This window comes from Pseudomonas sp. JV241A (assembly GCF_900275665.1).
Classification (GTDB): Bacteria; Pseudomonadota; Gammaproteobacteria; order Pseudomonadales; family Pseudomonadaceae; genus Aquipseudomonas; species Aquipseudomonas wadenswilerensis.
Genome location: NZ_OPYO01000018.1, coordinates 1 through 20,622 on the forward strand (window position 1 = coordinate 1; position 20,622 = coordinate 20,622).

The 20,622-nt window shown below is 63.6% G+C and carries 16 protein-coding genes; 5 read left to right on the top strand and 11 right to left on the bottom strand.

What is annotated here, in order from left to right:
- Positions 1-229: 229 nt before the first annotated feature.
- Genes JV241A_RS11255 through JV241A_RS11270 form a run of 4 tightly spaced genes read right to left on the bottom strand, consistent with a single transcriptional unit; the run spans position 230 to position 5,726 of the window.
- Entirely contained in the window at positions 230-1,609 is a 1,380-nt protein-coding gene (locus JV241A_RS11255) for a curlin (RefSeq protein WP_134062524.1), read from the bottom strand.
- A gap of 16 nt (positions 1,610-1,625) precedes the next feature.
- The gene (locus JV241A_RS11260) at positions 1,626-2,096 is read right to left on the bottom strand and encodes a curlin (protein WP_115086497.1); all 471 of its coding nucleotides are present in this window, start codon (positions 2,094-2,096) and stop codon (positions 1,626-1,628) included.
- A 16-nt stretch (positions 2,097-2,112) separates the two neighbouring features.
- The gene (locus JV241A_RS11265) at positions 2,113-4,344 is read right to left on the bottom strand and encodes an Ig-like domain-containing protein (protein ID WP_134062526.1); all 2,232 of its coding nucleotides are present in this window, start codon (positions 4,342-4,344) and stop codon (positions 2,113-2,115) included.
- 35 nt (positions 4,345-4,379) lie between these two features.
- Entirely contained in the window at positions 4,380-5,726 is a 1,347-nt protein-coding gene (locus tag JV241A_RS11270; RefSeq protein ID WP_134062528.1) for a hypothetical protein, read from the bottom strand.
- 249 nt (positions 5,727-5,975) lie between these two features.
- On the opposite strand from JV241A_RS11270, the gene JV241A_RS11275 reads away from it, so the two are divergent.
- The 3 genes from JV241A_RS11275 (at position 5,976) to JV241A_RS11285 (ending at position 10,467) form a co-directional block, all read left to right on the top strand.
- Positions 5,976-7,448 carry a HAMP domain-containing sensor histidine kinase gene (locus tag JV241A_RS11275; RefSeq protein ID WP_134062530.1) on the top strand — a complete coding sequence of 491 codons (1,473 nt, stop codon included), beginning with the start codon at positions 5,976-5,978 and terminating at the stop codon, positions 7,446-7,448.
- A 126-nt stretch (positions 7,449-7,574) separates the two neighbouring features.
- A complete protein-coding gene (locus tag JV241A_RS11280) occupies positions 7,575-9,071 on the top strand; it encodes a HAMP domain-containing sensor histidine kinase (RefSeq protein WP_115086501.1) in 1,497 nt (498 codons plus the stop codon).
- Positions 9,040-10,467 (top strand): sigma-54 dependent transcriptional regulator, encoded by a 1,428-nt coding sequence (locus tag JV241A_RS11285; RefSeq protein WP_115086502.1) that lies wholly within the window; start codon positions 9,040-9,042, stop codon positions 10,465-10,467. The genes JV241A_RS11280 and JV241A_RS11285 overlap by 32 nt, the downstream gene beginning before the upstream one ends.
- Before the next feature lie 67 nt (positions 10,468-10,534).
- On the opposite strand, the gene JV241A_RS11290 is transcribed toward JV241A_RS11285, so the two are convergent.
- From JV241A_RS11290 to JV241A_RS11305, 4 genes are all read right to left on the bottom strand, one after another.
- The gene (locus JV241A_RS11290; RefSeq protein WP_038995036.1) at positions 10,535-10,837 is read right to left on the bottom strand and encodes a hypothetical protein; all 303 of its coding nucleotides are present in this window, start codon (positions 10,835-10,837) and stop codon (positions 10,535-10,537) included.
- 81 nt (positions 10,838-10,918) lie between these two features.
- A complete protein-coding gene (locus tag JV241A_RS11295) occupies positions 10,919-12,112 on the bottom strand; it encodes a hypothetical protein (protein WP_134062533.1) in 1,194 nt (397 codons plus the stop codon).
- A gap of 87 nt (positions 12,113-12,199) precedes the next feature.
- On the bottom strand, positions 12,200-12,667 hold the full coding sequence (locus JV241A_RS11300; RefSeq protein ID WP_134062535.1) for a VOC family protein: 468 nt from the start codon (positions 12,665-12,667) through the stop codon (positions 12,200-12,202).
- Positions 12,668-12,775: 108 nt separating this feature from the next.
- Positions 12,776-14,395 (bottom strand): NADP-dependent glyceraldehyde-3-phosphate dehydrogenase, encoded by a 1,620-nt coding sequence (locus JV241A_RS11305; protein ID WP_115086506.1) that lies wholly within the window; start codon positions 14,393-14,395, stop codon positions 12,776-12,778.
- 139 nt (positions 14,396-14,534) lie between these two features.
- Between JV241A_RS11305 and JV241A_RS11310 the strand changes: the two genes are divergently transcribed.
- Entirely contained in the window at positions 14,535-16,775 is a 2,241-nt protein-coding gene (locus JV241A_RS11310) for an EAL domain-containing protein (RefSeq protein ID WP_134062537.1), read from the top strand.
- A gap of 770 nt (positions 16,776-17,545) precedes the next feature.
- Positions 17,546-17,848, top strand: coding sequence for a DUF3077 domain-containing protein (locus JV241A_RS11315; RefSeq protein WP_115086508.1), 303 nt, complete (start codon positions 17,546-17,548; stop codon positions 17,846-17,848).
- Between the two features lie 141 nt (positions 17,849-17,989).
- Here the strand turns inward: JV241A_RS11315 and JV241A_RS11320 are convergent, their stop codons facing one another.
- Genes JV241A_RS11320 through JV241A_RS11330 form a run of 3 tightly spaced genes read right to left on the bottom strand, consistent with a single transcriptional unit; the run spans position 17,990 to position 20,616 of the window.
- On the bottom strand, positions 17,990-18,778 hold the full coding sequence (locus JV241A_RS11320) for a ChbG/HpnK family deacetylase (RefSeq protein ID WP_115086509.1): 789 nt from the start codon (positions 18,776-18,778) through the stop codon (positions 17,990-17,992).
- Entirely contained in the window at positions 18,750-19,922 is a 1,173-nt protein-coding gene (locus JV241A_RS11325; RefSeq protein WP_115086510.1) for a GNAT family N-acetyltransferase, read from the bottom strand. Before JV241A_RS11325 ends, JV241A_RS11320 begins: the two co-directional genes overlap by 29 nt.
- A 4-nt stretch (positions 19,923-19,926) precedes the next feature.
- Positions 19,927-20,616, bottom strand: coding sequence for an N-acetyltransferase (locus tag JV241A_RS11330; protein WP_115086511.1), 690 nt, complete (start codon positions 20,614-20,616; stop codon positions 19,927-19,929).
- Positions 20,617-20,622 lie beyond the last annotated feature (6 nt).

The following is a 20,622-nucleotide window of genomic DNA, read 5'->3' on the forward strand; positions in this document are numbered from 1 at the left end:
AGGTAGGAGGCACCCGGAGATCCTGAAACATGAAAGATGCAGTTGCGAATTGTTCGCATTATAGGGGTAAAAAAGGAACCGTGACCACCCTGTCGGTGAGTCACGGTCAAGTGGGGGGAGAATCAGATTGCGGCGGCCGCATCGCTGGCAAGCCAGCTCCCACAAGGTGCATGCGGTCTCTGTGGGAGCTGGCTTGCCAGCGATAGGCTGCGTAGCAGCCTCAACATGGTTACTGCTGCAACACTGTCGCCTGGTTACCCGCACCAAACTGCTGGATGTTCGCGGTCATGTTGGCGCCGCTCTGGTCGACCAGCGCCTGGTTGGCCGAGCCGCCCTGGGTCACGTAGGCGACGTTGACGCCATCGGCCTGCTTGATGCTGGCCTGGTTGTTGTCGCCATACAGCTGCCAGGTGTAGCTCTGGTTGCCGCTACCCGACTGCTCGACCTTGATACTGTTGCCAACGCCGTTGCTCAAGCCCGTGGCGTAGTTGACGGTGCCGCGCTGGTCGGCGATGAGCAGGTTGTCGCTGCCGTTCTGTTCGAAATACAGCTCGTTGTTGCTGTCGGCCTGGGTCAGGTTGGCGCTGTTGCCGTTGCCGGTCTGGTTGATCTCGGCGCGCTGGGCACTGCCGAACTGGCCACCGAGCTTGTCGCCCTTCCAGTTGCTGGCGAGGATCTTGTTGCCATCGCCGGTGGAGGTCACCGTCAGCACATGATTGTCGCCATTCTGGTAGGTGTAGTAGACGTTGCCTTGGCCGTTCTGCAACAGCGTGGTGGTCGACTGCAGCGACTCGTACTGGTCGGCGTAGATGGCGTTGAGGCCGCCGAGCTGGGTGATGCTGGCGATGTTGCCGTCGCCGAAGCTCTGGTCGATCACACTTTCGTTGGTTTGCCCGTACTGGGTCACCGTGGCCTGGCTGCCAAGCTGGGTGTCCTGCCAGACTTCACTGGAGTTGGCGCTGCCGTTCTGGCTGATGGTCACCGTGCCGCCCTGGCCCTCGCGCTGGTCGCCATAGGCCCAGTTGTCGTCGCCGGCCTGGAAGATGCCGATCTGCCCGTTGAGGTGGTTGAGGTGCTCGGCGGCGCTGTAGTTGCCGCTACCGGCCTGGATGCTCAGGGCATTGTTGCCGGCGCCACCGTACTGCTGCTCGACGAAGGCGCGGTTGTTGTCACCGTACTGCAGGGTGGTGCCCTGGCTGCCGGTCTGGGTGTCCTGGTAGACGAACGAGAAGTTGCCGGTGCCTTCCTGGGTCTGCTGGGCGGTGTTCTCGACGCCCAGCGACTGGCTGGCGTGGGTGTTGTTCAGGGCCCCGGCGTTCTGCTGGTTGATCTGGCTGCCGAACTCGAACAATTGCTCGGCGTACCCGGCGTTGTAGTCACCGGCGCCGCTTTGCTGGATCTGGCTGTTGCCGCCTTCCTGCTTGGCGGCGTGGTTGTTGCCCTGGCCCAGTTGGTTCTGGGTGGTGATACTGAGCGGCGCGGCGATCTGTTTGACCTCGGCGATGTTCTCGGTACCGAACTGGTTCTGGGTCGACAGGCTGTCGTCGGCCATGGCCTGGCCGGCAACGGCCAGGACAATGGCGGCGCTTAAAGGAGCGAGCTTGAACATGGTGGTGCCTCCAGGTTTAACGGTATTGGTTGACCTGCACGCGCTGACCGTTGCCGGCCTGGATCACCGAGCTTGAAAGCCCGCTGCCGGCCTGTTCGATGCTGGCGCTGTTGCTGTTGCCGTACTGCTCGATCTGCGCGCGGTTGTTGCTGCCGCTCTGGCTGATCGAGGCGCTGTTGCCATAGCCCTGCTGGCTGATCGAGGCCATCAGGTCGTTGCCTTGTTGCAGGATGAACGCCTCCTGCGCCCCGCCTTGCTGGACGATGCGCCCGAGCAGGGCCTGGCCGTCCTGGCCGATGGCGGCGCGGTTGCTCTGGCCGTTCTGTTCGACCAGGGCCTGCTGGCCGCTCGAAGGCGCCAGCGCCTGCATCGACATTTCGCCCAGGTCACTGCCCACGGCCAGGTCGGCGTTGTCCATCAGGTCGTCGGCCAGGGCGGCCTGACCGCTCAGGGTCAGGCAAAGCAGCAAGGTGGTCAGGCGCGCCATGGTCGTTCTCCTGTAGTTACTGCACGGTGACCGGCACGGTACGCACGGTGCCCTGGCTGCTGCGCACGGTTGCCGTCGGCGCCGCGGTCGGGATCACCGTGGTGCTGTTGCTCACCGTCAGCCGCCAGCGTCCGGTCAGCGGCACCGCGGTGCTGCCGAGGGTGACCAGGCCGGTCGGGGTGGTGACCTGCACGGTGATGGTGTTGCCGGTGGTCACCGACGAAGTGCCGGAGATGTCCCAGTTGAAGCGGTTGTTGGAGCGCGCGGTGACCGTTGCCGCCGTCACCGCGAAGGTTTCCGCCGCTGGCCGTGGCGACACCTGCACCGTGACCGTGGCCGGTGCCGACAGCGCGCCGAGGCTGTCGCGGGCGACATAGCTGAAGGTGGCGGTAAAGGCCGTGGTCACGGTGGCCGGTGGGGTGTAGGTGACCTGGCTGCCATCGGTGCTCGCCGTGCCGCGTCCGGTCGCAGGCTGGGTGACGCTGGCGACCGTCAACGGCACGTTGCCTTCCGGATCGCTGTCGTTGCCCAGGACGTTGATCGGCAAGGCCACGCCCAGGGTCGCGGCCGTGTCGTTGACGGCAGTTGGCAGCTGGTTCGGGGCGACGTTGACCGTCACTGTGGTTACCGCCGATTGCAGCCCTTTGTTGTCCTGGGCTCGGTAAGTGAAGGTGGCCACCAGCGGCGTGTTGACCACGGCCGGTGGGGTGTAGGTGACCGCGGTGCTACCGTTGAGCACCACGCTGCCCTGGCCGCTGGCCGGCTGGGTAAGCTCGCTGATGCTCAGCGGCACGTCGTCGTCCGGGTCGCTGTCGTTGGCCAGCAGGCTCAGGGTCAGTGGCACGCCGAAGCTGGTACTGCCGGTATCGGCTTGCGCCACCGGTGCCTGGTTATCGGCTTCGACCGGTGCATTGCCGACCACCACCACCGGCTCGCTGTCACTGCCGCCCGCGGCGGATTTCACCGTGACGATTGCCGGTGGCTGGGCCAGGTCGTTGACCGTCAGGGTTTGCAGCGTGCCGGACTTCGACAGCCGGCCGTAACCCTGGGCGACCAGGTCGGGCACCTGCACTTCATCGCTGGAACTGGCTTCGATGCGCAGGCGTTTGTTGGCCCAGTCATAACGGGCGGTGGTGACCTTGACCACATCGCTGAGCTTGCTCGACAGCGCGGTGGGGCGGGTGGCGCCGGTCGGGTCGGTGGCGGTGACCACGATCACCGCGGGCGGTGCGGCGCTGCTCAGGTGATGGGCGAAGAACAGGCCGTTATTGTCGGCCAGCAGGTTGAACTGGCAGGGCGAGGGCGGGGTGCCCGGTACCAGCGCCAGGGTGTCGCGCATGCACAGCGTGGCGTTGTTCGGCGCCTTGGCGAACACCTCCACGCGGGTGCCGGCCGCAGTGCGCCGGTAGCTGGCCCGCTGCAGCTCGGCAGGGGTTTGCTTGCGCGGGTCGAGGACCTTGCCGGAGACCGTGAACAGGTTGGTCTGGAGGGTCCCGGCCGGGCCCTGCATACGCACGAAGTTGGTGTTGTTGGGGCTGCCGGTCACGGCTTCGGTAAGGTTCGGGTCGCCGATGTAGGTTTCGCTGGCGCCGGTATCGGGGTTGATCTCGGTGTAGGGGCCGCCGACGCCGCGCAGGAACGGCCCGACCGCACCGTTGAGTACGCCGCTGAAATCCCCCGGGGCACCGATGCCGATGTCACGGGTGATGTTGATCGCGCGTCGCCCGGCGGTGGTGACGTTGACCGTCTCGACCCCGTACGGGTGGGTGATCACATAGGTACCGGTACGCGGCACCGAGGCACGAATGCGGATGCGCGCGAAGCTTTGCTGGTCGCCGTCCACCGGGTTCTCGCTGGCGAACGCCGCTTCGATGCCGGCGACGTAGACCTCCAGCTCGTAACCGCTGTTGCCCACCTCGGGGATCGCGGTTTCGGCCAGGTACCAGAACATCTCCGGTGGCCAGTTGTCGGGGAACACCAGCGGCAGGCTGTCGTCGTAGACGCCAGGCTCGGGCAGCAGGGTGCACATGTAGTTCGGTGGCACCGAAGCCGGCACCCGCGAACTTGCCGCCCGCGACTGGCACAGTTCCAGCGACAGGTTGCCGTGGTCCTGGTACCACATCGGGTAACGCCCGGTGGCCAGGGTGTAGGGGCCGGGATCGACCGCCTTGAGGCCGGCCCAGGCAGTGCCGGCCAGCGAGAGGGAAAGCCCGGCTGCGCAGAGCGCCAGGCGTGGCCAGTTGTTCATGCTGCCTCCTGCTACGGGACGTGGCGTAAGAGTGTTCATGGCACGAGCACCACTTCTTCGCTGTCGCTACCGCCGTTGGCGCTGGTCACCGTGACCTTGGCGGGCGGAATCGGCGACAGGCCGGTGGTGAGGGTCTTGACCGCGCCATTGCCGCTCAGGGTGCCAATCGTGGCGCCGTTGCCGGTGCGGGCGCTGAGCATCGGCGGGCTGGTTTCGTCGCTGGTGCTGGCGACCAGGGTCAACTGCCCGGAGGCCAGGCTGTACTCGGCGCGCTGGATCACCACCAGGTCGGTCAGCGGCAGGGTCAGGGTGGTGGGCGTGCTGCTGGGGATCGCCAGGTGGTTGTCGGCGGTCACCTGCAGGTTCATCGGCAGGGCCGGGTTGAGCACCGACTGGGCGTACCAGGCGCCGGTGGTGTTGGCCTCGGTGAGGGTGAGGTTGGGGGTCTGGCTGATCAGGGTGGCGCTTGCCGGTGGCGGCGGGGCCTGCACGAAGACGTCCTGCTGGGCGCGCAGGTCGCCGTTCTCGCTGTGGCGCGAGTAGGTGCTGCGCTGGGCGATTACCGGGGTTGGGCGGACGACGTCGGAGAGCTTGCCCGAGACCGAGAACAGCTCGGTGCGCAGGTCCAGGCCGTTGGGCCCTTCGATGCGCACGAAGTTGGTATTGAACGGGCTGCCGGTCACGGCTTCTTCCAGGTTCGGGTCGCCGATAAAGCGCTCGCTGGCGCCGGTGGCCGGGTTGGTTTCGGTGTAAGGGCCGCCAACGCCGCGCAGGAACGGGCCGACATCACCTTTGAGCGCGCCCATGTAGGTCTTCGGCGTGCCGATGCCGATGTCGCGGGTCATGTTGATCGCCCGTCCCCCGGCCGCGGGTACATCGAACACTTCGACGCCGTAAGGGTGGGTGACGATGTAGGTACCGGCGGTGGGGACGTCGACGCGGATACGCACCCGGGCAAAGCTGACCTGGTCGCCGTCGACCACTTCCTCGGCGGCAAAGGCCGCCTCGATGGCGGTGCCGTAGCTCAGGTCGATGCCACGGGCAGCGTCGACGATTGCGGCATCGGCGGTGAACCAGAAGGTCTCGTCGGGGTAGTTGCTGGGGAAGCTGATCGGCTGAGTGTCATCGAACACCCCGGGGGCGGGGTTGAGCACGCACATGTACGACGGCGTACCGGGGGCGCCGGGCACCCGCGAACTGACCGCCTTGGACAGGCACAGATCGAGCACCCGGCCGTGGGTGTCCTGGTACCAGGCCGCAAAGCCGCCAGTGGCCGGCAGGTAAGGGCCGGGGTCTACTTCGAACAGGGCGGCCTGGGCCGGCGTCTGGAGAATGCTCGCCAGGATCAGCAAAGCCAGTGGGTGGGGCGTTGGACGGTGCATGAGTCTTCCCTCTTGCAATCGGGCCCATGGACTTGGGTCGTCTGCACAGGCATCGGCAACATCCGTACCAACAGTTTGTCAGCGGCCTGCAGGCCGCTGCCGGCAAGGCCTGGAGAGCGGTCAACGGGTGCCGGGCGGGTTCACCGTCACGGGGCGTGGGCCCCAGGGTTGGGGGCAAGTGGGGCAAGCCTGCGGGGGAATTCCCCGGGCTGGGCTATAACCTATGGAGCGTTCATTCGGGAGTCAGTGATGAGCAGCCAGCCACGCCTCGATTCGTCATCCTTGCAGGTCGCAAGCCCGGCCCCCGCCGCCGTGCGCAAACCGTTCGACCTGCTGCGCTGGTACGCCTTCGTCAGCCTGGCGATCATTCTTTCGGTGGCGGTCGGCCTGGGGCTGATCTCCAGCCGCTTTGTCATCAACGAAAGTGTCGAACGCGACGCCTTGCTCACGGCCCAGTTCATCCAGGCGATTGCTTCAGCCGAAGTGCGCAGCGTGGCCATCCCCAATGTGCGGACCATGGGCGACCTGCTCGACCCCCGCCTGGACCAGGCCTTTGCCGATGTCAGCCCCGAGGCCCGGCGTGCTGCCCGTGGCGAGTTCCTCGACCACATCGCGCATTTGCCGGACATGCTCCTGGCCAATATCTACGCCCCGGACCGCATGGTGATCTGGTCGACCAACCCGGCCCTGATCGGCAAGATGATCGACGCTGATGACGACCTCGATCAGGCGTTCCTCTACAAGCGGCGGGTATCGGCCAGCTACCACACGGTTGATCAAGCCCGCAGCGAGCAGAAGTTCGTCACCCCGCCCGAGCAACTGTTCATCGAGAACTACATTCCGCTGTTCGACGCCGACGGCGAGAATGTCACGGCCATGGTCGAGATCTACAAGGAACCCCGTGACCTGATCGTGCGCATCGAACGTGGCCTGCTGCTGATCTGGCTGGCGATTGCCGTGGGCGCCGGGGTGGTGTACCTCGGCCTGTTCTGGATCATGCACCGCGCCGCCCGGCAACTGGCCATCCAGCAAAAGCAACTGATCAGCAATGAAACCTTCGTCGCCCTGGGCGAGATGTCTTCGGCCGTCGCCCACAGCCTGCGCAACCCCTTGGCCAGCATCCGCTCCAGCGCCGAGCTGGCCCAGGAGATCGAGGAGGGCCCGGCGCAGAAGAACATCGGCGACATCATCAGCCAGGTCGACCGCATGTCGCATTGGGTGCGCCAGCTGCTGCAATCATTGCGGCCCCTCAATGATGCAGCCGAACCTGTGGAGTTGCTGCGCATCCTGCAAGACAGCCTGCAGGCATTCGAACCACAACTGCTGCGCCAGGGGGTCAAGGTGCAGATCGACGCCGTGCCGGCGGTGCAGGTGTTCAGCCAGCCGGTACTGCTCGGGCAGATTTTCAACAGCCTGATCGCCAATGGCCTGGAAGCCATGCCCGAGGGCGGTACGTTGCGCATCGAGCCTGTGCGGCACAAGCGCCACAGCCTGATCCTGCGCCTGTGCGACACCGGCAAGGGCATGAGCGACCAGCAGCAGCGCATGGCCTTCAAACCGTTCTACAGCACCAAGCAAGGTGGCCTGGGGGTTGGCCTGGTGCTGGTCAGGCGGATCATGGAGAGTTTTGGCGGCACGGTGCGCCTGAGCAGTCGTGAAGGCAAGGGCACCTGTGTGCAGCTGAGTTTCAGGCTGGCCAGGGCCGCCCGTGAACGGCGCTGATACTGCTGTACAGGCATGGCTAAATACTATCACTGCATCTTCGCTCATTAGTATTGATGTCAGGCGCCCCGGATGGCCTGAGCTATACATTTGAAGAAAAAAAGCATCCCGGAAGGAAACCATCCGATGCAGATGCTCAACCGCCAGTTGGCCGATGAAGGCCAGCAATCCCAGGCTGCACAACACAAACCGCCGCGCCAGTTCAACCTGCTGCGCTGGTTCTCCGTGGTCAGCCTGCTGATCATCGCCTCGGTTGCCGTGGGCCTTGGCTACGTGTCGACGCGGTTTGTCGTCAATGACAGCGTCGAGCGTGATGCCATGCTCACCGCCCAGTTCATCCAGGCCATGGCCCAGGCCGAAGTGCGCCATTCGCGTATTGCGCCGGGCACGACCATGGCCGAACTGCTCGACCCGCGCCAGGACAGCCAGCACAGCCAGGTCAGTGCGCAGGTAGCGGCGGCGACGCGCACCGAGTTCCTCGATCATGTCGACAGCCTGCCCGATACCCTGCTGACCAATGTCTACGCCCTGGACCGGACCATTGTCTGGTCGACCAATCCGCAGTTGATCGGGCAGCAGATCGAGGGGGACGCGGACCTGGACGAGTCGTTCGCGTCGAAAGTGCCGGTGTCGGCCAGCTACCACCGGGCCGATGAAGAGCGCGAAGAGCAGAAATTCCAGCGTGAGCCCGAGTACCTGTTCATCGAGAACTACCTGCCGATGTTCGACGCTTCCGGCACCCGGGTGGTGTCGATGGTGGAAATCTACAAGGAGCCCCATGATCTGGTGCGGCGCATCCAGCGTGGGTATGTGCTGATCTGGACCTCGACCATCCTCGGCGGCGCGCTGATCTACTTCGGCCTGTTCTGGATCGTGCGCCGCGCGGCGAGCATGCTGCGCACCCAGGAAACCCAACTGGTGGCCAGCGAGACCTTTGCCGCCCTGGGCGAGATGTCCTCGGCGGTGGCCCACAGCTTGCGCAACCCGCTGGCCAACATCCGCTCAAGCGCGGAACTGGCCCAGGACATCGCCAGCGCACCGGCGCAGAAAAACATCGGCGACATCATCAGCCAGGTTGACCGTATGTCGCGCTGGGTGCGTGATCTGCTGGTGTCGTTGCGGCCGATGAATGACGATGCCGAAGCGGTGGAACTGGTGGCAGCCATCGACGACACCCGCCATGCATTCGCCCAGCAACTGGATCGCAACAAGGTCCAGGTACAGATCGACACACCGGCGCTGGCCTGGGTGGTCAGCCAGCCGGTGTTGCTGACGCAGATCCTCAACAGCCTGTTCGCCAACGCCCTGGAGGCCATGCCCACGGGGGGGCGCTTGAACGTGGCGGTGCAGGTGCTGGAAGACCGCCGGCAGCTGCAACTGACCCTGAGCGATACCGGCAAGGGCATGACCCAGCAGCAGGAACGGATGGTCTTCAAGCCTTTTTTCACCACCAAGCAGGGCGGCCTCGGGGTCGGTCTGGTGCTGGTCAAGCGGATCATGGAACGTTTTGGCGGCTCGGTGAGCCTGGCCAGCCGTGAAGAGGAAGGAACCCGTGTCTGCCTGATTTTCAATGTTGCAGCGGGAGGGGACCATGGAACAGAGCATCCTGGTAGTCGAGGATGATGAAATCCTTGCCGAGAACATCCAGACCTACCTTGAGCGCAAAGGCTTCGAGGTCACTGTCTGCCATAGCGCAGAAGAGGCCCTGGAACAATTGCCACGCTGCCAGCCCGATGCGGTGTTGACCGACAACTCGCTGCCCGGCATGAACGGCCACGAACTGCTCAAGGTCTTGGCCCAGCGCGAGCCGGAGCTCAAGGTGATCATGATGACCGGCTATGGCAACGTCGAAGATGCCGTGCTGGCGATGAAAGAGGGCGCGTTCCACTACCTGACCAAACCGGTGGTGCTGGCCGAACTCAAGCTGATGCTGGAAAAGGCCCTGGCCACCGAGCGCATGGAGCGCACCTTGTCGTTTTACCAGGAACGCGAGGCGCAAAAATCCGGTGGGCAGGCACTGATTGGCGAGTCACCGGCCATGCTTGGCCTCAAGCACACCATCCGCCAGTTGCTCGACGCCGAGCGGCGCATGGCCAGCGGCGACCTGCCGCCGGTGCTGGTAGAAGGCGAGACCGGCACCGGCAAGGAGCTGGTAGCCCGCGCCCTGCATTTTGACGGGGTGCGCAGCAAGGGGCCGTTTATCGAATTCAACTGCGCGTCGATCCCGGCCAACCTGCTGGAAGCCGAGCTGTTCGGCCATGAGAAGGGCGCGTTTACCGATGCCAAGGATCGCCGCGTTGGCCTGGTCGAGGCGGCGGACGGCGGTACCTTGTTTCTCGACGAGATCGGCGAGATGGACCTGCTGTTGCAGGCCAAGCTGCTCAAGCTGCTGGAAGACCGCACCATCCGCCGCATTGGCGCGGTGAAAGAACGCAAGGTCGACCTGCGCATCATCAGCGCCACCAACTGCAACCTGGAGCAGATGGTCCAGCAGGGCAAGTTTCGTCGTGACCTGTTTTTCCGCCTGCGCATCATCTCGATCAAGGTGCCCAGGCTGTATGCCCGTGGTGAAGACATCCTGTTGCTGGCTCGGCACTTTCTTGCCCAGCACGGCAAACGCTATGGCAAGCCGAACCTGCGCTTCAGCGACGAGGCCGAGGAATTGATGCTCAACTACAGCTGGCCGGGCAACGTGCGCGAATTGCGCAACATGCTTGAGCAGACGGTGTTGCTGGCGCCCCAGGAGCTGATCGCCCCGCACCAGCTCAACGTGTGCATGAGCCTGGTGGATGAGCCGCTGGAGATGCCGGCGCTTGCCGTGCACGAAGCGTACGGCAATGGCGATGCCCAGGCCTCGGCGAGCCTGCCGGAAGTGGAGCGCGACATGGTGCGCAAGATGCTTGATCGCACCGACTGGAACGTCACCAAGTCGGCGCGGCTGCTGGGTTTGAGCCGGGATATGTTGCGTTACCGGATCGAGAAACTTGGACTGACCCGGCCTGACAAGCGCCAGTGGTAGAGGTCCTGTGGGGGCTTGCCCCGCGATGGGGCCATGCCTGGATCACTTCGCGCTCAATCACAGCGGCCTAGTAGTTGCCAGCACCGCCTTCACTGTCTCCCCCTTTTTCCGACCCGGTGCCATCTTTCGGCTCGCGCCGGCTGCCATCGCTCTCACTACCACCCTGGCGCCCGGCATCATTGCCCTGGGTGCGCGGATCGGTACCGCTGGGCAGCGGTGTATCGGTGGGGTTGATGCCGGTGTTGACGCCCGGCAATGGTGTAGTCGGGGTGGTATCCGGGTTGGGATTGGTCGGGCCGGTGCCGGCAGCTACGGCCTGGGTGCCAACTAGCGCGGCGAACAGCAGAGCGGTGAGGGCGCTACGGGTCATGGTCAAACTCCTTTTTTTGGGCAGGTGTCAGCCGTTAGGCCCAGCCACCCCTCGAAGGTGCGACGCACTCGACCAACGGCGCTACTCGCGCCCGCGCATGAAGAACCCCGCCACGTACTTGCGGAAGGTATCCAGGCTCTTGAAGTCGGCATAACGCTTGAACGTTTCACCCTCTGGCTCCGGCCCCAGCGGCTGCTCGGTCAGCGACACCGACAGCACCCGGTCCTGGTCGGAGCTGAGCACCAGTGCATCCATGCCCTGACCACCCAGCACCGGCCGGCGCATGATCACCTTGACGCCCTTGCTGGCCATCCAGTCAATCAGCGAGATGAGCATCTTCAACGGCTCTCGCTCTTCATCGCGATACACCGGAAACAGCTGCCCGCGCGACAACACCGGCACGCTGGCGACATGAATCAGCTCATAGAAATGACTGCCGGCACTGGCCGGCGAGTAGATCGCCAGGGCCAGCAACGGGCCCGGGGTCTTGCTGCCGCCCCAGAGCAGGTGATGGCCCTGGAAGTCGAAGCCGTCTTCACTGCGCTCGTTGAACACCTTGCGCGCCTTGACCTGGCTGATGCAGTCGAGCAGCAGGCCATGTCGGCGATGGTTGCCAAAGGCCGTGGACTCACGCAAGCGCGCCTTGAGCATCATCATGTGCTTCATGTCCAGGCGGGTTTCCAGGTAGTTGCTGGCCGGCACCCGCTCGATCAAGGGGTAACGGCTGGCCACCCCGCGCAATTCGGCGAACTGCCCGGTGAGGTCTTTTTTCAGGTGAGTGGCGTAGACGTTCAGGCCGCTGGCCTCGATCAGGGTCAGCAGCAGCGACAGCAGCCGGTGCTGTTCGCGTTTGTCGCCACTGCCTGCGGATTCGCCTGCGCCATCGCTGGCACGCTTGAAATCGCCGATCAGGCGCAACGGCGCGTCGGGCGCGAGCCAGGCCGCCGGTGGCGAATCGTTGTCGCTGTCGCGGCTGCCACTTTCACGCTCATCCTTGATGAACGCGCAGTCTGGCGCGTGCTCGGCCGTGCCTGGGTTGTTCTTGAGGAACAGGGTGCCGGTGTTGCCATTGAGGTTGACGTTGAGCACCGGCATTGCCCTGGGCTGGCAATCGCAGGCCAGCCAGTGGCCGGCGGCGCGCACCTTCATCAACAGCTGGTTGGCCTGCAGCAGGCGCGGGCCCTCAAGATTGCCCTGGGCAAAGCCACGCAACAGCTCGTCTTCAGCAGGGGTGAGGGTGCGCACCAGCGCGATGTTTTTTTCGATGATTCGCATGGACAATCCTGGCCAGCCTTCCTTTGCCTGCCACCTTAATGCAAAGCCCGGCTGGCGAACATGCCCGCCAGCCGAACCAAGCGCTGCTTACTGGCCGCTAAACAGCTTGGCGGCGCGGGCGCGGATCTCTTCCACGGAGAGGTCTTCCTTGTGGGTGGAGACGAACCACAGGTTGCCGAACGGGTCTTTCAAGGTGCCGCTACGGTCGCCGTAGAACTGGTCTTTGACTTCAGTGACCTGGGTGGCACCGGCGGCGAGGGCCTGGGCATAGGTGGCATCGGCATTTTCGACATACAGGTGCAGGCCGATGGCGGTGCCATTGAGCGACTGGCTGCTGGTCAGCCCGCCAGACTGCTCGCACGGATCGGCGAGCATCAGCGAGGAGTCGCCGATTTTAAGCTCGGCATGGCCGACGCGCCCGTCGGGGCTGTCGAGGCGGAACATCTCGATCGCACCGAAGGCCTTCTTGTAGAAATCGATGGCCTTGGCGGCATCCTTGATGCCCAGGTAGGGGGTAATGCTGTGTTGTCCTTCGGGGATTGGTTTGACTGCCATTTTATTGATCCTCCTTTAAAGCGCCGCAGGGGAATGGCGCGAAACTGTATGTTTATACAGTTTCGGCGATTCGGCAAATCAAAATTCACAGCGCTGGACGGAAGGTCGTCAGAAAATGTAATCGGTGGTCAGGAAGCTCGACTCGCGGTTGCGGATGATGTCGCTGATCAACTGCTTGTTGCTCTCCTGGAACCTGGTCGCCACCAGCGTGCGAATGGAGAACACGCGCAGTGCGTCGTGCACCGACAGGGTGCCCTCGGCCGAGTTCTTGCGCCCGTTGAACGGGTAGGTGTCCGGGCCGCGCTGGCACTGGGCATTGAGGTTGATACGGCCGACCTGGTTGGCGAAGGTATCGACCAGCATGCCGACTTCAGCCGAGTTGCTGCCGAAGATGCTCAGTTGCTGGCCGAAGTCGGAATCGAGCACATAGTCGATCACCGTCTGCAGGTCGCGATAAGGCACCACCGGCACCAGCGGGCCGAACTGCTCTTCATGGTACACGCGCATCTGCGCATTCACCGGGTACAGCAGGGCGGGGTAGAAGAACGAGCCACGGCTGGCGCCACCGCCTTCATTGATGACTTTTGCGCCCTTGTCGACGGCATCGGCCACCAGGCCGTTGAGGTAGTCGATCTTGCCCGCTTCCGGCAGCGGCGTCAGGGCCACGCCCGGCTCCCAGGGCATGCCCGGCTTGAGCGCGGCCAGCTTGCGCTGGAACTTGTCGAGAAAGCTTGCGACCACGTCTTCATGGACGAAGAGAATCTTCAGCGCCGTGCAGCGCTGGCCGTTGAACGACAGGGCACCGGTGACCGCCTCGTTCACCGCGTTGTCGAGGTCGACCTCGGGCAACACGATCCCCGGGTTCTTGGCATCCAGGCCGAGGGCGGCGCGCAGGCGGTGCGGGCGCGGGTGGAGTTTTTTCAGGTCGCTGGCGGCCTTGTTGGTGCCGATGAAGGCGAACACATCGATCTTGCCGCTGGCCATCAGCGCACTGACGGTCTCGCGGCCACGGCCATAGATGACGTTGATCACCCCGGCCGGGAAACTGTCGCGAAAGGCCTCAAGCAGCGGACGGATCAGCAGCACGCCGAACTTGGCCGGCTTGAACACCACGGTGTTGCCCATGATCAGCGCCGGGATCAGGGTGGTGAAGGTTTCGTTCAGCGGGTAGTTGTAGGGGCCCATGCACAAGGCCACGCCCAGCGGCGCGCGGCGGATCTGGCCGAGGGTGTCCTGCTCCAGTTCGAAGCGGCTGGAACGGCGGTCCAGCTCCTTGAGCGCACCGATGGTGTCGACGATGTAGTCACAGGTGCGGTCGAACTCTTTTTCCGAATCCTTGAGGTTCTTGCCGATTTCCCACATCAGCAGTTTGACCACCGCCTCGCGCTGTTCGCGCATCTTGCCCAGGAAGGTCTCGACATGCTGGATGCGTTCGGCCACCCGCATCGTCGGCCAGGCGCCACGGCCCTTGTCGTAGGCATGTACGGCGGCGTCCAGGGCGGTGAGGGCGGTATCGGCGTCCAGCAGCGGCGTATTGCCGAGGGTCACCTGGCGCTCTTCGTTACCTTCCTTGAGCCACACCGGGCTGCGCACCGTGGCCAGGGGCCCGTCCCATTGCTGCAACTGGCCGTTGACCAGGTACTCGCGTTGCACCAGCGGTTCACCCAGGCGGTACGCCTCGGGGATCTCGTTGGCAGTGGGAAACAGCGAATCGAGCAGACGGTCCATGGGCGCAGCACCTCTTTTTCTGTAATGGGTGAAACGTTTCAGTCCGAGCATAACGCCAGGGCGCTAAAAAAAGCCAGCCTCGCTCAACATTGCGCCCAAGGCGCCGATAAAGCAGTAATCCGATGCGAATAACGGACCCATGAGCACAAGAACCCTCGCCCTTGATGACAATCTGGTCCTGCCAAAGAACCTGCGCACCACCCTCAATCGCCTGCTGCCGGTAGGTTTTGCCCTGATCGGTATCGGCCTGTCGGTGGTGCTCGGGCGTCTGGACGTGCAGCGCCAGGAAGCCGAAGTGATCGCCAATGCCAGCGCGCGCCTGTCCGGTGTGCGCGCCAGTATCGAAGCGCAATTGCGCTCGGCGTTCGGTGAGACCGAGGGCATTGCCCAACTGCTGAGCGCCGACGGCGAAATCAGCCCCGAGCATTTTCACGACATGGCCCGCCAGGCCATCGCCTCGGTGCCGCACATCCGGCATATCTCCCTGGCCCCGGGCGATGTGATCGCCGACGTCTACCCGCTGCACGGCAACCAGAGCGTGCTGGGCATGGACTACCGTCAGTTGCCGGACCAATACCCGCTGCTGCAGCGCGCCCGCGACAACTACAGCCCGGTGCTGGCCGGCCCGGTGCAACTGTTCCAGGGCGGGCGCGGGCTGATCTATCGGCGCCCGGTGTTCCTCAAGGGCCACAAGGGCGTGCAGCTGTACTGGGGCAATGTCTCGATCGTCGCCGATATCGACCGTTTGCTCAGTACCGCCGGGCTCGACCTCGACCCGGGCTTCGAGCTGGCCCTGCGCGGCGCCGACGGCCAGGGTTCGATCGGCGGCATGATCTGGGGCGACCCGAAGCTGTTCGAGCAGCACCCGGTCACCGTCAACGTCGACGTCCCCGGCGGGCTCTGGCAACTGGCGGCCAGCCCCCTGAGCGGCTGGCCATCGATGAGCCTGTTTGCCTCGCCGTTGTTCCTGTTTGCCCTGACCTGCACCGGCCTGTTCAGCGTGTTCGTCGCCCAGCTCAACCGCAGCAACCACCTGATCAACCTGCGTAACCGTGAACTCAAGCTGTCCCAGGCGCAACTGGAGCGCCTGGCGCATTTCGATGCGATCACCGGCTTGCCCAACCGCCTGCGCTTTCATCAGCAACTGCTCGATGAAATCAACCAGGGCCAGCGCCTGGCGGTGCTGGTGCTGGATATCGACGGCTTCAAGCAGGTCAATGACAGCCTCGGCCATGCCATGGGCGACCTGCTGCTGCAGCAGGCCACGGCGCGCTTCATGCAGATCATCGAACCGCAGGATTGCCTGTGCCGGCTGGGCGGCGATGAATTTGCCTTTGTTTTCAAAGGGCCGGATGGCCGGTGCATCGAGCGCATCCAGGCGTTGCTGCAAACCCTGCAGTTGCCCTTCGACCTCAAGGGCAACGCTGCCCTGGTCACCGGCAGCATTGGCCTGGCCTGGTGCCCGGAACACGGCCAGAGCGCCGACCGCCTGCTGCGCCATGCCGACACCGCGATGTACGCGGCCAAGGAGAGCGGGCGCAACGCCTACCGCCTGTACCAGCCGGAGATGACCCAGCGCCTGCAGCAGCGCCTGGACCTGGAACACAACCTGCGCCGTGCGCTGAAGCACAACGAATTCGAGCTCTGGTACCAACCCAAGATCGACCTGTTCAGTGGCCGCGTCGAAGGCGCCGAAGCGCTGCTGCGCTGGCGTGATCCAGAGCACGGGCTGGTATCGCCAGCGCAGTTCATCCCCCTGGCCGAACGCACGGGGCTGATCATCCCCTTGGGGGAGAAGGTGCTGGATCTGGCCTGCGCGCAGATCGCCGCCTGGCGCGCCGCCGAGCGCCTGCCCGGGCCGGTGGCAATCAACGTCGCGGCCCTGCAGATCGAGCGCAGCGACTATGTCGCCAGCCTCAAGCGCAGCCTCAAACGCTACGACCTGGCGCCAACCCTGCTGGAGGTGGAAATTACCGAAAGCCTGCTGATGGAAAGCCAGCAGCATGCCTGCGCGGTGCTGGCGCAGTTGCAGGAACTGGGCGTGACCACGGCGGTGGACGACTTCGGCACCGGTTACTCGTCACTGGCCTACCTGAAGATGCTGCCGATCGACCACCTGAAGATCGACCGCGCCTTCATCAAGGATTTGCCCGAAGACGACGATGGCGCGGCGATTACCCGGGCGATCATCGACCTGGGCCATGCCCTGGGCTTCAAGATCACCGCGGAGGGCATCGAGACCGCCGAGCAATATGCCTTTTTGCGCAACGCTGGCTGCGACCAGGGCCAGGGTTTCTGGATGGGCCGGCCGATGCCGGTGGCTGAATTCGACAGCTGGCTGGAAACAAAAGTAGCGGATAAAGGCATTTTGACTCGGTGAATTTAAGATTGTCGAATTTCGGCTGAGATGTGATAGCAGATCGCTTGGCTTTTCCTATACTCGGTGAACATGCCACTGGGGTGGAGTAAAAAAATGCGACGCGACGGAACATCAACCCTAAATTCTTACGATGCGATTCAAATATTGAATGACCAAGGCTTATGCCTAAGCGCTATAAGTTCTTTATGTAGATATAACGATTCGAAAGGGAAGCTCTCTGAGCAAGAGGTCGAGATTCTTCGTGTTGAAGCCGAGTTGCAATTCGCTAGGTTGCAAGAGTTCTACCTAAGAAAATTGGGCGGATACGCTTTCGTTCGTCATTGACTCGCTTCGTGGCGCCTAATTTGGCTGAAATGTCTGTGCTCACAGGTGACGGCGTTACTGCTGTTAGTAGATAGAGGACTTCCTAGATTTACTTGAAAATTCGCCCGTCAAGCCTTTTTAAGCTAGTTCAAATGGTTCCTAGGATTTATCCTACGCGCTCTGTCGCCTTCAGTCGCTTGCTTGGGCTAAATGTTCAAACTAGGCTCGCTCGGTCACTAAATTTTTGGTGATCGGGTTTGGCGACCCGGGATCTATATGCAGATATGTCCCTGAAGAAAGGCGGGCGTTTTCATGCCCGTATGTCTTTTATGGTGGCTGTACGCGGGAGGGCTTAGGCCCTGCCGGGGTTTCCTGCGTTGATCCGGTTCGCCAACCCGCGTACAGCTGCCACCTAATCTCGTTTGGCGACGAGTTCGTGGTAGCTCCACTCAACCAGGAGCCTATCGATGAAAAAGCCAGTACCCGACCCACCATCACTTCATCTTGTCGAAACCATAGAAACCAGTGTCAATAGTTGTCCAGATCATCCACCACTTTTCAATGTTCGAGCTGGTGTGTGTGCAGAGGATGCATTAGTTCATGCGCTCCTTTACCTGAAATGTGCAAGCGCGACAATCTCGCAGGCTGCTCAGCATACCGGTGAGGCAGGGCGTGCTTTTGTATGGTCTTCGCAGCACTCTGTTGAAATGGCCAGCGCGCTCATGGACGCCTTGCTAGATGGAGTCGAAGCTCGACAGCTCCAGGTCTGAGCCATAGCTGAAAGCGGGTACGAATTAGATCCTGCTCTATTGGATAAAATCACTCGCTTTCAGTAACCGGACCTATTGACAGGGGAATCGACAGCCCAGTCAGCGCAACGGCTATGCGCTGACTGCTTACACTCAAGCATCCTAAGATGGTGCCAGCATATTTCTTTCCACAGTAAGCACACTATACCCAACCCGCGGCACCCCCCCCAACCGCTGCTCCACCAACGCCTTCAACGACTCCCCACTCCCCAAATACGCATCACCAAAATCATGCCCCCCCAACGCACTCGGGTGCGCCACCACCTCCAGCAACCCTTCAGCCGGCGCCAACCCCGCCCTTAGATCAGCAGGCGTACACACATAATCCGCCGTCGCCCCCGCCAACTGCTTCAACCTTCGATTAAGCAACGTCTTGAACACCCGCTTCAGCGGCCCGATGTTATGCCCAAGGTTGCGCGCCAACCTCACCGCCACGCCTTCACGCGCCGCAAACCGGGCGACGATGACGCCAATGGGCCAGATGTTGTGCACATGCTGGTGCGAGTCCAGGTGGCTGGGCGTCAGGCCCTGGTTCAGGCAGTGCTGCCACTGCGCCTGCAATTCCTGTTCGACGGCTTCGCGCTCGGCCCGGCTCAGGCGCAGGGTGCGCTGTTTCAGGCGCAGGTCGAATTCGCCATTGGGCGCGCAGAAGCGCGGCTGCTTGGCGATGGCTTCGCTCAACGGCCGGCCATAGGTGAGGTTGAAGTGCAGGCCGATGCGCCCGCGCAAGGCCGGCAACTGCGCCAGGCTGCACGCCGCGCTGAACGCCGGCATGTTGGCCATGGCCGTGGCCGAGCTGATCAGCCCGGCCTGGAAGGCATGCAGGATGACCGCGTTGGTGTGGGCGCTGAGGCCGAAGTCGTCAGCGTTGACTATGACCTGTGAGGGCATCCGGGTTCTCCTGTGGCGAGTCGGGCTCGGCAGTCGTTACCGAGGGTGGGCGGCGCAGGCGCTGCAGCTGCGGCTTGAAGCGTTGCCACAGGCGCAAGGCCAGGCCCAGGGCCAGGCCGCTGGGGCGCCAGCTGTAGAAGCTTTGGCGGTGGTGTTCGAGGGTGCCGGTCATGCGTTCGTGCAGTTGGTGGCTGGAGTTGTTCAGGCTCACCCGCGAGGCGTCGACCCATTCCCAACCCTCATCCAGGCCCCAGTGAATCCATTCCTCCAGCAGCACGCGGCCACTGCCAAGTTCGGCATGGGCGGGGACGAAGGCGAGGTTGTAGTCGTACACCCGGCCGCGCTCGAACACGCCCAGGCGGTAGCTGATGCAGCGGCCATCGAGCTCCAGCAGCACCACGCGCACCAGGCCCTGGGCCGCCAGGGCGGTGAAGGCCTGGTACATCCATTGACGGCGCAGGCGCCCGGAAAAGATGCCGACGTCGTCGTCGCCTTTCCAGCTGAGGTGTTCCACGGCGCTGACGGCATCGAGCAGTGCGCTGATGGTCTCGGCGTCGGGCGTCACCCGGCGTACCTGGGCGCCGCAGGCGGCAATGCGCTTGCGTGCGCGGCGCAGTTTGTAGCGCGGGTCGCCGCTGATTTCCTGGCGGTCTTCAGGGGCGATGCGGTGCACCGGTACCCGGCAGCTCAGGCGCTGTTGATGGGTGGAGCTGCGCCGTGCCCAACGGCGCAGCAGCGTGTGGGCCGCCGAGCCGTCGGGCACTTCGTCCAGTTGCAGCAGGGCGTGGGGCAGGTGTGTGCGGATCGCCCGCAGCACCGGCGCGGCAGCCTTGGCGGGCAGGTCGCAGAGCAGGGCGATGCGGTCACTGAGCGGATACCCCAGGTGGCGTACCACCGGTACCGTCAGTGGGCCGAAGCGCTCGTTGCTGCGGATCAGCGGCAGGCACAGGCACAGCCGGCCCTGATCGCGGCCAACCAGTACCTGCAACTGTTGCCCGACTGCCAGCGCCGCTTCGGCCGCCTGCATCCAGCCCAGGTGGTTGAACGGTGTGCTGTCGGCCAGTCGCTGGCGCAGCTGCTCGTACTCGGCGGCGGGGAAGTCCGCCGCCGCCAACGACGGGTACCACTGCAATTCAAGGCTCATGGGCTCAGGTCACCGTGGCCGGGGCCGGGCTGGCTTCAGGTTTGCGCAGGGGCTCCAGGCGCGACTCGCTGTAGCGCGTTTCGCGGAAGAACTTCCAGCGCCCGAACAGGCAGTACACGTGCATGATCCGCCCCTGTTCCTGATAGCCCATGCGCAGGTGCAGTTTCAGCGCCGGGATGTTGTGGCTCTCGCACACGTCGACCACGGTGTCGCAACCCTGGGCGGCCATGGCCTTCCACAGTTCCAGCTGCAAATCGACCGAGAGCAGGGTGCCCCAGTATTTGCGCGTCAGCTCGCCACCAAATTCGAAAAACTGCCCGGGTTCCACCGGGAACCAGCAGCCGTAGAAGTGGCGGTCGTGGTAATGGCGCTGGCTGCCCCAGATAAAGGCCACGGTGTCGCCGGCGTCATCGAGAAACATCAACCCGGTGTGGCCTTCGACGGCCAGTTCGCGCATGGTCTCGATCCGGTCGCCGAAGTGTTTGGCAAAGGCCCGCACGTTGTGCACGGTGATGGTTTCGATGCGCAGCGCCGGGTAGGGTCTGAGTTTGTGCGGTGGCACGGGGCTGACCAGGTCGCGTTCCATCCACAGCAGTTCCCAGTGGTAGAACAGGTAACGCTTGACCCCGGCGTTAAGGGTATTGCGCAGTCCTTTGCGCTTTATACGGTCCTGGATTTTGCTCAAAGCACTCATGGTGCC